Origin of the sequence: Halomonas sp. AOP12-B1-6 (genome assembly GCF_052379225.1) — a bacterium.
Lineage (GTDB): Bacteria > Pseudomonadota > Gammaproteobacteria > Pseudomonadales > Halomonadaceae > Vreelandella > Vreelandella casei.
This window is the reverse complement of record NZ_JBQSYK010000007.1, coordinates 43,187-55,466: the sequence shown is the minus strand read 5'-3', so window position 1 is coordinate 55,466 and position 12,280 is coordinate 43,187. Positions and strand designations below refer to the sequence as shown.

At 55.0% G+C, this 12,280-nt stretch carries 11 protein-coding genes; 7 read left to right on the top strand and 4 right to left on the bottom strand.

Annotated features, from left to right (window positions below; translation table 11 throughout):
- Window positions 1–137: 137 nt before the first annotated feature.
- Genes ACT3TR_RS17205 through ACT3TR_RS17190 form a run of 4 tightly spaced genes read right to left on the bottom strand, consistent with a single transcriptional unit; the run spans window position 138 to window position 4,748 of the window.
- Window positions 138–1,526, bottom strand: coding sequence for a hypothetical protein (locus tag ACT3TR_RS17205; protein WP_096279906.1), 1,389 nt, complete (start codon window positions 1,524–1,526; stop codon window positions 138–140).
- Entirely contained in the window at window positions 1,523–1,999 is a 477-nt protein-coding gene (locus ACT3TR_RS17200) for a PaaI family thioesterase (RefSeq protein ID WP_096279904.1), read from the bottom strand. Before ACT3TR_RS17200 ends, ACT3TR_RS17205 begins: the two co-directional genes overlap by 4 nt.
- Window positions 1,996–3,597, bottom strand: a complete 1,602-nt coding sequence (locus ACT3TR_RS17195) for a class I adenylate-forming enzyme family protein (RefSeq protein WP_444625881.1) — start codon at window positions 3,595–3,597, stop codon at window positions 1,996–1,998. The genes ACT3TR_RS17200 and ACT3TR_RS17195 overlap by 4 nt, the downstream gene beginning before the upstream one ends.
- The gene (locus ACT3TR_RS17190) at window positions 3,597–4,748 is read right to left on the bottom strand and encodes an acyl-CoA dehydrogenase family protein (protein WP_096279900.1); all 1,152 of its coding nucleotides are present in this window, start codon (window positions 4,746–4,748) and stop codon (window positions 3,597–3,599) included. The genes ACT3TR_RS17195 and ACT3TR_RS17190 overlap by 1 nt, the downstream gene beginning before the upstream one ends.
- 226 nt (window positions 4,749–4,974) lie before the next feature.
- Here ACT3TR_RS17190 and ACT3TR_RS17185 point away from each other — a divergent pair, with 226 nt between their 5' ends.
- From ACT3TR_RS17185 to ACT3TR_RS17155, 7 genes are all read left to right on the top strand, one after another.
- On the top strand, window positions 4,975–6,498 hold the full coding sequence (locus ACT3TR_RS17185; RefSeq protein ID WP_444625882.1) for a 3-hydroxyacyl-CoA dehydrogenase: 1,524 nt from the start codon (window positions 4,975–4,977) through the stop codon (window positions 6,496–6,498).
- 31 nt (window positions 6,499–6,529) lie between these two features.
- On the top strand, window positions 6,530–7,738 hold the full coding sequence (locus ACT3TR_RS17180) for a 3-oxoadipyl-CoA thiolase (protein WP_444625883.1): 1,209 nt from the start codon (window positions 6,530–6,532) through the stop codon (window positions 7,736–7,738).
- 103 nt (window positions 7,739–7,841) lie between these two features.
- Entirely contained in the window at window positions 7,842–8,663 is an 822-nt protein-coding gene (locus ACT3TR_RS17175) for an IclR family transcriptional regulator (RefSeq protein ID WP_444625884.1), read from the top strand.
- A gap of 92 nt (window positions 8,664–8,755) precedes the next feature.
- The gene (locus ACT3TR_RS17170) at window positions 8,756–9,874 is read left to right on the top strand and encodes an MlaE family ABC transporter permease (protein WP_444625885.1); all 1,119 of its coding nucleotides are present in this window, start codon (window positions 8,756–8,758) and stop codon (window positions 9,872–9,874) included.
- Window positions 9,874–10,698 (top strand): ABC transporter ATP-binding protein, encoded by an 825-nt coding sequence (locus tag ACT3TR_RS17165; RefSeq protein ID WP_444625886.1) that lies wholly within the window; start codon window positions 9,874–9,876, stop codon window positions 10,696–10,698. The genes ACT3TR_RS17170 and ACT3TR_RS17165 overlap by 1 nt, the downstream gene beginning before the upstream one ends.
- Before the next feature lie 6 nt (window positions 10,699–10,704).
- Window positions 10,705–11,646, top strand: a complete 942-nt coding sequence (locus ACT3TR_RS17160; RefSeq protein WP_444625887.1) for an MlaD family protein — start codon at window positions 10,705–10,707, stop codon at window positions 11,644–11,646.
- A complete protein-coding gene (locus ACT3TR_RS17155) occupies window positions 11,643–12,272 on the top strand; it encodes an ABC-type transport auxiliary lipoprotein family protein (RefSeq protein WP_444625888.1) in 630 nt (209 codons plus the stop codon). Before ACT3TR_RS17160 ends, ACT3TR_RS17155 begins: the two co-directional genes overlap by 4 nt.
- Window positions 12,273–12,280 lie beyond the last annotated feature (8 nt).

The window sequence follows — 12,280 nt, the reverse complement described above, 5'->3', positions numbered from 1 at the left end:
AGAGATGCTCCGAGCGATTAATAAATTATCATATTCCGCATTGCGGAATGTTATTCCAATTTATAGAACAAACAATAAAAAATTGGTCAGCAAAGGTCAAGCGCTACACACTGAGTAGTGCTAGTTAACCCGCCTGCTCAAAAAGGAGACCAGGCAAACCACGCTGCCAGCAAAGGAATCGAGGCTACCAAAAACCGCCCATTCCAGCGATAGCCTATCTGCGTCGCGGGCACGCCCGTAAACCTCGACAAGATGAGCATAGAGGCCGTCATTGGCGAGGACATTAGCGCCAGCGCCCAGCCCACCATTAGCGATGCGCCAATTAATGCAGGCGTTAGCCCTTCAATGCCTAAGGTTGGCAGCAGGCCGACCAATAACGTCACTGTTACGATAGGATTAACGCCTACCTGGGCAAGCCCGACCACCATTAGCATACCCAGCACCGCGTTAAATGCTCCCCACTGGTTCAGCACCACCAGCAGCGGCGCCAATTGCTGGGTATCGACTAGACCAACACATAGATGCCCTAAATAGCCCGCAGCCCCCAGCACCACAATCTCATTAGCACTGGGTGACAGCAGCCAGGGCAACTGACGATGTACAGCGCTAAGCGCGGCAGGCAGCCCCGCGTACCCCAGCTTTCGCCGCTGCCAGGCAAGCCAAAGCAATGCGCCGGTGGGCGCACCTAATAGCGCCGCAATCGGCAGGCGCAGTGCTAACAGCCATGCAATCGTAAATACCAGCGCCACGATACCCATCAGCAACACGCTAAACTGGGCCAACGGGCGCAACGATGGCGTAGACACTTGATCTCGATTAGCCGGAGGATGCGGCCCGGTCAAAAAATCAACCGCCCATCCCACTAGGAAAATGAGCACCGCCGCGCCCAATATATACGGCGCCAGCGCCAGCCAGCTAAGCTCGGGCAGACTCGATAGCACCACGGCCACGCCGATACCCATAGGAGAAATCAGCGGGGCCAGTGAAAATCCTCGCAGCAGCGCCAACATCATGCGCCGTTGACGGGCCTCTTGCACCCAAACACGCCCCTGGGCCGCACTCAGCGTATTGCTCTTTTCAATCATGGCGGCGAACAGATTGAGCACGCCGATATTAAGAATAATGCCAAATAGCGCTGAGCCAAGCGATAAAATCGGATAGCGCCGACTAGGCGGCTGAAGCAGCATGCTCTTGCCGCACCGGCGCACCAAGCGTGAACGATAGGCAGGCAGCCGCAGCATGCTTAACGCCACTACGAAGGTTGCGAAAAATGCAAAACGACCGCTGGCTTCAAACAGTAATTGACCAGGCGTGGATGAACGCCAAAATGCTAACGCTGTGAGCACGCCCGCGGCTAACAATAGCCCCTTTGCCATGCGCGTCAGCTGGCCAGCAAGTGTCGACAAATACAGCAGCAGCGCGGCAATGCCAACGGCTTGCCAAAAAAGGCTTCCGATCACCAAATGGAGCAGCGTCGCGAGAGTCACCACCAGCAAATAAGACACCCGCAGGCGGGCTTTGCTCACTCTACGGGCACGTTGGTCTGAGCTTGCGGTGTATCGTCAGGCAGGCCCTGCGGCGATTCGCTGCCGCTACGGCGACGAAATGACCCCTCACCCATCGCCACTAGGTTCCCGGCAGCATCAACGATATCACCGCTGCTCATATAGGTTTTCTGCCCGCCTCCGCGCAGCGTTCCCGTTGCCCGCAGCACGCCCTGCTTAGCAGGCCCTACGAAGGTGGTGGTCAGGGAAAGCGTCATGCCACGGCGAATATTGCCCGGCACGTCGCAATGCAAACCTGCCAGGCTTAAGGCGCTGTCTAACATTGAGGCCAACACGCCGCCGTGAACATTGCCACTGCGGTTAAGATGTTTAGGTTCAATGATGAGCTCAACCACGACGCGTCCCAACTGCCACTCCACCACGTGCATACCCAGCAGTTCGTGATAGCCCATTAGCGCCTGTTGAGGCGTGTTATCGCAGTGCGAATCACTCATGAGTCGCTCTCCTGCTGTGCTAAATCGCGTAGTCGACCTTTCAGAATTTTGCCGCTCGCGGTGGAAGGCAAAGCATCCATTAACACGATTTGAGTGGGACGCTTATAGGGCGCCAGCCGTTCGGCGATGAAGGCTTTGAGTTCTGCCATGTCAACCTCAACGCCTGGCTCGCACTGCACGAACGCCACCACTTCTTCATTGCCTGCGATTTGGCGTCCCACGACGGCCGTTAGGGTAACCGCAGGATGTTCGTTAATAACCGCTTCTACGTCCGGGGGGTAAATATTAAACCCCGAACGAATAATCAGCTCTTTGCTACGCCCTACAATATACAGCTGATTGTCATGGTCTAGCCGAGCAATATCACCCGTATTCAGCCAGCCGTCATCGCTGAGCGTGACGCGAGTCGCTTCTGGCTGACGGAAGTAACCTTTCATAACATTGGGGCCACGAACCCATAGCTCGCCGACCTCATCGTCGGGCTGCTCGGCCGTACCGCTGTCGCTAAGCGGCTCAAGGCGATACTCAAGTAAAGGCAGTACGCGGCCAACGGTGCTAGTGGCGTGGCTATCATCTATACGCGTTTGGCTAATCGTCGGGCTCGCTTCGGTTAAGCCGTAGCCATTGTGCAGCGTCTGACCAAAGACCGCTTCCACACGCTTTTTGGTATCGCTATCCAGAGGAGAGCCACCGGCGGAGATGTAAATCAACGCGGGAGCGTCTAGCGGGCGCTGTTCACGCTTTAAAAACTCTAGCGCGCGGGAATACATCGCCGGCACGCCTTGAAGAACGGTAATGCGCTCCTGCTTAAGCGCTATTAGCAGCTGAGCGGCATCAAAACGCGGCACGGTGTAGAGGCAGGCTCCGTTGTACAGCGACCCCATACACACCGAGGCAAGACCGAAAACGTGAGAAATCGGCAGCACGCCGTACACGCGCTGCCCGTGGCTTAGATGGCGCATGCCACCGGAAATCGACGCGATATAAAGTATCCCGCGATGCGTCAGCATGACTCCTTTGGGCGTGCCGGTGGTGCCCGAAGTGTAAATCATTGCAGCCACCTGTTCGGCACCGCTCGCGCTGACCGGCTCTGGCTCGCTTTCATATAGCGATGAGATGGCCAGCCCGCCCAGTTGAGGATGCTGATAGCGATCCGCACCATGTCGATCGGCGTGTTGGCAAGCCTCTGGCGAAGCATCACAGGTATAAAAAACTCGCCGCGGCTGGCAGTTGCCCTGAATAAGATCGACCTCCTGGGCCGAAAGGCGCGAATTGACGATGGCGACCCATACATTCAACTCACTGGCAGCCAGCAGCAATACCACGAGGGCCCGGCAGTTTTCACTCACCGTCATAATACGATCGCCAGGGCGAATGCCCATCGCTGTTAGCCAGTCACAGGCGGCGTTGATCTCTTGGCCAAGCTCTGCATAATTCCAGCGGACGTGACCATCCACAATCGCAGGCTGATCGCCAAAAAGCCGTGCATTTTCAAGCACACGGGTACTGAGTCGCTCAGGAAGCTCTGCAATTAACTCGCTAGCAAGACGTCCAAAAATGGCCTCATCTGGCGCTTGATAGGAAACCGACAAAGCCATTAGGACGCCTCCCGCACCATATTACGAGCGATCACCAGCTGCTGAATTTGCGTCGTGCCTTCATAAATACGAAATAACCGCACATCGCGATAGAAACGCTCCACCGCATACTCAGACATATAGCCCGCGCCGCCATGAACCTGCACCGCGCGGTCGGCAACACGACCTACCATTTCAGCACAGAACAGCTTACAGCAAGAGGCCAGCGTAGAGACGTTTTCACCGTCATCCTTGCGCCTTGCCGCGTCCATTACCATGGCCTTGCCTGCGTAGGCTTCCGTTTTGCTGTCTGCCAGCATCGCTTGGATGAGCTGATGCTCGGACAGCGCCGCGCCAAACTGTTTGCGCTCCATGGTGTAACGCAGTGACTCTTCCACTAAGCGATCAGCCACACCGACGCAGACTGCTGAAATATGCAGCCGACCGCGGTCGAGTACCTTCATCGCTGTTTTAAAACCCTGCCCCTCTTTTCCACCAATAATATTGTCAGCAGGCACGCGGCAGTTATCAAAAATAATATCGCAGGTGTGAGCGCCTTTTTGACCCATCTTATTATCCGCAGGCCCGCGCACTAACCCTGGGGTATCGCCTTCAACAATAAAGGCAGAAATCCCGCCAGCGCCTTTATTATTAGGGTCGGTACGCGCCATTACCGTAAACAAATCGGCCTCTGGGCCGTTTGTTATGTAGCGCTTGGTACCATTCAAAATATAGTCATCGCCATCGCGCACGGCGGTGGTACGCAGGCTCGCAGCATCAGAGCCTGAGTCGGGCTCGGTCAGGCAGAAGGAACTTAGAATTTCACCGGTGGCTAAGCGCGGTACGTATTTGGCTTTTTGCTCTTCAGTGCCATCAATCAAAATACCTTGAGCACCAATACCGTTATTGGTACCAAACACCGAACGAAATGCTGGCGACGTTTTACCAATTTCCATTGCCACCAGGGCTTCTTCTTCCATCGTCAGGCCCAGGCCGCCGTACTCTTCAGGAATAGACAGCCCGAAAAGCCCCATTTCTTTCATTTCAGCTAGAATCTCTGCGGGAACCGCGTCCTCTTCAGCTAGCCGCGCTTCATTAGGAATTAGGCGTTCACGTACAAAGCGAGCGATGGTATCAACAAGCTGATTAATCAATTCGGGATCGCGGATCATGACGGCTCCAGGAGGCAAAAGATGGCTTTTTATCGTTAGACGTTAATGCTGATATTAGATGTACAATCAAATAGTTTCGCTATGCAAAACTAGTGTCCACATTGCTTGTCAGGCACTTTTGCATAGCCTAGGATAGCAGTCAATAATTGAAACACTATTTTGCAATGCAAAACAAAAGCACGATTGATCGCAAAATAAGAACCTAATGGCAGAGAGGATTTGGCGTATGTCTGGCGAACCAATAGTATCCCCCTTCACCACGCTTGGCATTGTGGGCACCGGCGCCATGGGCCGTGGCATTGCTCAGTTGGCGGCCCAGGCGGGTCTTCAAGTCATGCTATTCGACGTTAAAGAAGGGGCGGTAAAAGAAGCCAACGCATTTATCAACGGCCTATGGCAGCGAAACACTGAAAAGCAGCGCATCAGCACCGATCAAGCACAGCAATACAGTGAGCGATTGATTGAAGCACATGAACTTGCCGATCTCGCCCCCTGCGATATTGTCGTCGAGGCTATTGTCGAAAAACTGGAAGCCAAACAGGGGCTGTTTCGCGATTTAGAAGCAATCGTTAGCCCGCAGACAGTGTTAGCGACTAACACCTCATCGCTATCGGTAACGGCCATTGCCGCGACCTGCCAGCAACCCGAGCGGGTCATCGGCTTTCACTTTTTCAACCCTGTTCCGCTGATGAAAATTGCCGAGGTCATCCCCGGCCTGCGCACGGGCGAAGACGTGACCAAAAGAGTCAATGCCTTAGGTAAAGCCATGGGCCACTTCACGGCCCAAACAACCGATACGCCGGGGTTTCTGGTGAACCATGCCGGCCGCGCCTTCGGCACCGAAGCGCTGCGAATTCTTGGTGAAAGCGTCACAGACCCGGCGACCATTGACCGTATTATGGTCGACCAGGGCGGCTTCCGGATGGGCCCGTTTACGCTGCTTGATCTCACTGGACTAGACGTCTCCCATGCAGTGATGGAATCGATATACCATCAGTACTACGAAGAAACGCGCTTTCGCCCTTCGCCATTAACGCGGCAACGCTTGGCCGCAGGCTTACTGGGTCGTAAAACGGGCGAAGGCTTTTATCGCTACGTAGATGGCAAGCAGCAACTGCCTGACGAGCCCACTATTGAGTCTGTGCCACCTTGCCCTGTGTGGATCAGCCAGGACGACCCACAAAGCGCAGCGGCGCTCACCGAATTAGTTACCGCGGCTGGCTGGCCGTTGGAAGCCGGGGCGCAGCCCACAGCGAAAGCACTATGCCTGCTAACGCCGTTTGGTGAAGATACCACCACCTGTGCACTCCGCCAGGGGCTAGAAGCCCAGCAGTGCGTCGCGGTCGATATGCTAGCCGGGCTCAATAATCGCCGCAGCCTGATGGCCACACCGATAACTCAAATTGCCTATCTTCAAGCGGCGTCTAGTTTACTCAGTCACGACGGCACGCCTGTGAGCGTTCTTCAGGACAGTAACGGCTTTGTTCTTCAGCGTGTAATTGCCTGCATCGTCAACGTGGGTGCCGACATTGCCCAGCAGGGTGTGGCGGCCCCGACCACTATCGATCGCGCTGTTGAGCTGGGCTTAGGCTATCCCTTCGGGCCGCTGCGTATGGGTGACCACTACGGCGCTGCTCGCATTATGACCATACTCACAAATCTATGTGATGCCACCGGTGACCCGCGCTATCGCCCTAGCCCGTGGCTGCGCCGCCGCGCTGCGCTTAACATGTCGCTCACCGCGGCGTAGTTGGCTCATATCAAAAACAAGGAGCATCACTATGCAAGACGCCTATATTTATGACGGTTTACGCACCCCTTTTGGCCGACACGGCGGCAGTTTAGCCACCGTTCGTCCTGACGAATTACTGGGATTGGCATTGAAATCACTGGTGGAGCGCAACCCTTTCGCACCCGAGAGCTATGAAGAAGTGTTAGCGGGCTGCACCAACCAGGCCGGTGAAGATTCGCGCAACGTAGCACGCCACGCTGGCCTCTTGGCCGGTTTGCCTGTCGAAGTAGCGGGGCAAACCGTCAACCGGCTTTGCGGCAGTGGCTTAGCGGCCATCATGGACGCTGCACGCGCAGCGCGGCTCGGTGAGGGTGAGCTGTTTCTGGCCGGCGGCGTAGAGTCCATGTCTCGAGCGCCCTACGTTTTAGGCAAAGCGGATACCGCCTATGCACGCACTCAGCCTATGTACGACACGGTGATCGGCTCTCGCTTCCCCAATCCATGGATTGGCAAAGAGTATGGCAGTCACAGCATGCCCGAAACCGCTGACAATATTGCCCACGACCTACATATTGATCGTGACGCCAGCGATGCCTTTGCAGCCCGATCCCAGGCACGCTATGCCCAAGCACTGGCAGCAGGTTTTTACGATGACGAAATCGTTGGCGTTGAGGTTTCCCAAGGTCGTAAACAACCGCCTCTGCTGGTAGATAAAGACGAACACCCTCGCCCACAAAGCACCGCAGACAAGCTGGGCAATCTAGCTGCTCTGTTTGAAGGCGGTGTCGTGACGGCTGGCAATGCCTCGGGGCTGAACGATGGCGCCGCGGCAATGATTGTGGGTACCAAGGCGGCTGGCCAAAACGTAGGTTTGCGCCCACGCGCGCGGATTGTATCAAGCGCCGTTGCTGGCGTTGCGCCACGCGTGATGGGGCTAGGGCCGGTACCTGCCTCGCAAAAAGCGCTGGCTCGCGCAGGCCTGACCCTAAAGCAGATGGATGTTATTGAAATTAACGAGGCGTTTGCCGTTCAGGTACTTGGCTGCGTTCAGCAGCTAGGGCTTTGCGCCGACGACCCACGTTTAAATGCTAACGGCGGCGCGATTGCTATCGGCCACCCGCTAGGCGCATCAGGCACGCGCTTGGCGCTCACAGCCCTGCGTCAACTAGAAGCCAACGGCGGGCGCTATGCGCTGGTGACAATGTGCATTGGCGTTGGCCAAGGTATCGCGACGATCATTGAACGCCTTGATGGCTGAGATAGTTTTATAACGGCCAGCTTTTCGCTGACTGGCTGCAAAGATGTGCCTAAATAGATATGCGATACTGGGCACAATAAGCCACCTATTGTTGGGACACTGCATGCAACCCTTTGACACTGATGCCGACGACCTGCAACTGTCTGGAAAAGATCGTAACTTTGTCACCGCGCTTGCGCGCGGCTTAGAGCTGCTGCGCGCCTTTGGCGCTGGAGAAGAGTATTTAGGCAATGCCGAACTCTCAAACCGTACCAATATCCCGCGCCCTACCGTTTCACGTTTAACCTATACGCTTACTCAGCTGGGCTATCTTCAGCACAACACTCATTTGGAGAAATATCGACTCGGCCCCGGCGTATTGGCGCTGGGCTACCGTTTTCTGGCTAATATGGGCATTCGCGAAATTGCCCGCCCACATCTGCAAAAATTTGCCGATGCTACCGACTGCAACGTTAGCCTGGGCGGCGCGGACCGAAGCGATATGGTGTATTTGGAAACCTGCCACGGCCACGGCCCGCTTATTATTCGTCTAGATACAGGCTCCCGACTACCCATCGCCACCTCCGCCATTGGTCGCGCCTGGCTGTGTGGCCTGTCAGAAGAGCGTCGCCAGCAGGTTCTCCAGGAACTGGCCGAAGCGTATGGCAGCGAATGGCCACGCTATCAAGCGGGCATTCAGCAGAGCATGCAAGATTTTGAAAGATACGGCTTTTGTCTTTCCGAGCAGGATTGGCAGCGCGATATTAGCGCAGTCGCTATGCCGCTAATATTAGAAGATGGCGCGGAGGTAATGGCCATTAACTGCGGCGGCTCGAGCCTGCGTCTTGATCATGATCGGCTGGTGAATAACTTAGGCCCGCGCTTAAAAGAAGTGGCCGCCTACATTAAGCAAGAGCTAGCGCCTAGATCCCGCTCTGCGCGATAGAGGCAACGCGAGAGGCTTTAACTAACGCTCGTTTGAATGCATCATAGCCTTCTAAAGAAGCGCATTAACATAATGAGCGCCAAGGAGTGGGGATGCCAAGCGAGTGGATAGCAGGTGATGATCAAGCACGGGCGCTACAGGGCGAATGGACGCTTGCCAATTACCGCTCTATCAAATCAGCGATTGCTCGAAGTGAGATTGGTAAAAAGTCACAGGAGCACATTTCATTAAAGGCTATTACTCGGCTAGATACAGCCGGTGCGACCCTGATTGTTGAGCTTATCGGCATTGAGAAATCGCGCACGGTTGCGCAATGGGCAGATGAACTGCCAAAAGAGCAGCAGGCGCTGCTCATTCGTATTGCTGAAGCTATGGACGCGCCGCTTGACGTTGAGCCCCCCTCTTATTCACGCATCAGCCAGGCGCTTGCAAGCGTTGGACAGCACATGGTGGCGCTGTGGTCGCAGCAGCGCCAGCTACTGGCGTTTATTGGCCTTGTGGTGGCCACGCTATGTCATCTACTGTTGCGGCCACGTCGCTGGCGATTAACGGCGACGGTTGCCCATATTCAGCAAAGCGGCCTTAACGCCGTGCCTATTGTTGCGTTATTAACCTTCATGGTCGGTGCCGTGGTGGCGTTTCTTGGCGCGACCGTGTTGGCAGATTTTGGCGCCACGGTCTATACCATCGATCTTGTCGCGTTCTCATTCTTACGTGAATTTGGCGTTTTGCTTGCTGCAATACTCTTAGCGGGACGAACCGCCAGCGCCTTTACCGCCCAAATTGGCGCCATGAAATCCAACGAGGAAATTGATGCCCTTCAAGCACAGGGGCTAGACCCCATTGAGCTTTTGGTGATTCCCCGAGTGATGGCCATGTTAATCAGCCTACCAATATTGGCGTTTGTGGGTATGCTCAGCGGCTTAGCCGGTGGTGCCATGGTAGCGACACTGTCACTGGATATTTCGCTGACGCAATTTATGAGCACGCTGCAAAAAGATGTGTCCGTGGTGCACTTTTTAGTTGGCCTTAGCAAGGCACCGATATTTGCCTTTGTAATTGCCGTTATCGGCTGCCTAGAGGGCTTTAAGGTTAGCGGCAGTGCCCAGTCGGTGGGCGCACATACGACGTCTAGCGTAGTGCAGTCGATTTTCATGGTGATTCTGATTGATGCACTGGCCGCGCTATTCTTTATGGAGATGGGCTGGTGATGCACTCAGACGTACCGAAACAGGACAAAGACCGCTCGGTGATTAACGTAACTGGGCTCGTCAACCGCTTTGGCTCTCACATTGTTCATGATCACTTGGACTTAACGCTTGAGCGTGGAGAAATTCTCGGCGTGGTGGGCGGTTCTGGTACCGGTAAATCAGTGCTTTTGCGCAGCATTGTAGGATTGAGGCGACCCAATGAGGGCACGATCAAAGTGCTTGGCACGGCACTTCATGAACTTGGTGAAACAGAACGCAGTAGAATAGAGCGGCGCTTTGGCGTGCTTTTTCAACAAGGGGCGCTTTTTAGCTCACTAAACTTGCAAGAGAATATTGCGCTGGCGCTAATTGAACACGCCAAGCTACCACGTGAAGATGCAGAGCATCTCGCCAGAGTGAAGCTCTCACTTGTCGGTTTACCGCCTGAGGCAGCGCTGCAATTTCCCGAATCACTATCAGGAGGCATGATAAAGCGTGCCGCCCTAGCCCGTGCCTTAGCACTTGATCCCGACATTTTATTTCTCGATGAACCGACGGCCGGGCTTGACCCCATCGGCGCTGCCTCGTTCGATCAACTGCTGGTAACACTTCGCAATGCGTTAGGTTTCAGTGTGTTTTTGGTTACCCATGATTTGGATACACTGTACGCCGTCTGTGATCGAGTTGCCGTGCTGTCGCAAAAACGTGTGCTGGTGGTAGATACCATCGATAAAGTAGCGCAAACGGACGATGAATGGGTGCAAGACTATTTTCACGGGCCACGTGGTCGAGCCGCACAACATGCTCATACCGCGTCTTCGCCTACTACAGACAGCCCGGAGTGACAGCACATGGAAACGCGCGCGCACCACGTTTTAATTGGTTTTTTCACACTGGCGACCGTGGCCGCAGCGCTGCTGTTTGCACTATGGATGAGCTATGCATCCGGGCAACGTGACTACCAGCCTTATCGCATTTTATTTGAACGTAGCGTTAGCGGTTTATCCATTGGCAGCACGGTACAGTATAACGGCATCGAAATAGGCGATGTCACCGAGCTTACGCTAGACCCTGCTGACCCGCGCCAAGTGGTTGCCAATATCCGGGTGTACGAAGACACGCCGATAAAAACCGACACGCGAGCGAAGCTTGCGTTTGCGAGCATTACTGGAAGCATGTCGGTACAGCTTTACGGCGGCACGCCGGAAAGCCAACGGCTGATTGATCAAACTGATGCCGATGCTCCCTTCATTCAGTCAGACCCTTCCCCCATCGCAACACTGTTCGATGAAGGTGAGGATATGATCAAGAACATTAACGCCATTCTAAAAAGCGTTAACGACCTGTTTGATGATAACAACCGTGAACAGGCAGGCACGATTCTCAACAACATCGCCCGAATCACTGAAATGATCGCGAATCAGCAGAGTGCTCTGGACGAAAACATGGCGCTGTTCAGTGATGTGTCTCGGCAAGCGACCACGACCCTTGAAAGCATCGATGCACTTAGCCAAGAAGCCACGCAACTACTGCGCGAAGATGGCCGATTAGTGATGCAAAGCGCCGCCGACGCCAGCCGCGATGTGGCCAGCGCGGCACAGCGCGTCGAACAATTAGTAGAGACCAATGCTGGCGCCATTGAGGGCAGCCTGCAAGGCGCACAAGATATTGCGCCGGCGCTCTCGTCGCTTCGCTCTACGCTGAATACCCTTGACCGCATTACACGTCAGTTAGAAGACAGCCCGACGGACTTCCTTCTGGGCCGAGATCAGATAAAGGAGTTCCGCCCATGAACTATCGGCACACGGCATGCATCTTAGTTGGCACTGCGCTGCTATTCACCAGCGGCTGTTCAATACTGCCCGAAAGTGAGCCTGCGACGCTTTATCGATTGCCCGCGGCCCCCATAGCTGTCGCCGCCTCTCATGCGCCGCTAGCTAACCAGCGTCTTGGCATTGCGGCACCGGAAGCGGGCTATTTATTGAGCAGCAACCGGATTGTGGTCTATCCCGAGCGCGCTATTGTCAATGTTTATGAAGATGCCCGCTGGCACGAAGATACGCCTGAGCTGCTGCAGGCGCGTTTGATAGATGGGCTACAGCAGAGCCAGCTGTTTGCTGGCGTAGGCAGCGATCGATTACCGCATGACTTGCGGCTACTCAGTGAGCTGCGTCATTTCCAAAGCGACTATGTTACCCAGCCACCTACGGTGAAGGTGCAGCTCGACGTGCAGCTGCTAGGAACTCAGAACCAAACGCCCCTTGCTGCCATGGACTTCAGCGCCAGCGCGCAAGCTACCAGCGTTGACATTACTGATGTGGTAGATGCCTTTGGCCTTGCCAGCGATGAGCTGACAGAGCAGTTGGCAGCCTGGTTGGCACAGCAGTCAGGCGTAATTGCTAATGCGCACAGCCACTAATGCCTGGC

What these genes read in the sequence shown, in the direction of transcription:
- ACT3TR_RS17160 (WP_444625887.1), top strand. Translation starts at nt 10,705, where the DNA reads ATGGAAACGCGCGCGCACCACGTTTTAATTGGTTTTTTCACACTGGCG.
- ACT3TR_RS17195 (WP_444625881.1), bottom strand. Translation starts at nt 3,597, where the DNA reads ATGGCTTTGTCGGTTTCCTATCAAGCGCCAGATGAGGCCATTTTTGGA.
- ACT3TR_RS17200 (WP_096279904.1), bottom strand. Translation starts at nt 1,999, where the DNA reads ATGAGTGATTCGCACTGCGATAACACGCCTCAACAGGCGCTAATGGGC.
- ACT3TR_RS17155 (WP_444625888.1), top strand. Translation starts at nt 11,643, where the DNA reads ATGAACTATCGGCACACGGCATGCATCTTAGTTGGCACTGCGCTGCTA.
- ACT3TR_RS17170 (WP_444625885.1), top strand. Translation starts at nt 8,756, where the DNA reads ATGCCAAGCGAGTGGATAGCAGGTGATGATCAAGCACGGGCGCTACAG.
- ACT3TR_RS17190 (WP_096279900.1), bottom strand. Translation starts at nt 4,748, where the DNA reads ATGATCCGCGATCCCGAATTGATTAATCAGCTTGTTGATACCATCGCT.
- ACT3TR_RS17185 (WP_444625882.1), top strand. Translation starts at nt 4,975, where the DNA reads ATGTCTGGCGAACCAATAGTATCCCCCTTCACCACGCTTGGCATTGTG.
- ACT3TR_RS17165 (WP_444625886.1), top strand. Translation starts at nt 9,874, where the DNA reads ATGCACTCAGACGTACCGAAACAGGACAAAGACCGCTCGGTGATTAAC.
- ACT3TR_RS17175 (WP_444625884.1), top strand. Translation starts at nt 7,842, where the DNA reads ATGCAACCCTTTGACACTGATGCCGACGACCTGCAACTGTCTGGAAAA.
- ACT3TR_RS17180 (WP_444625883.1), top strand. Translation starts at nt 6,530, where the DNA reads ATGCAAGACGCCTATATTTATGACGGTTTACGCACCCCTTTTGGCCGA.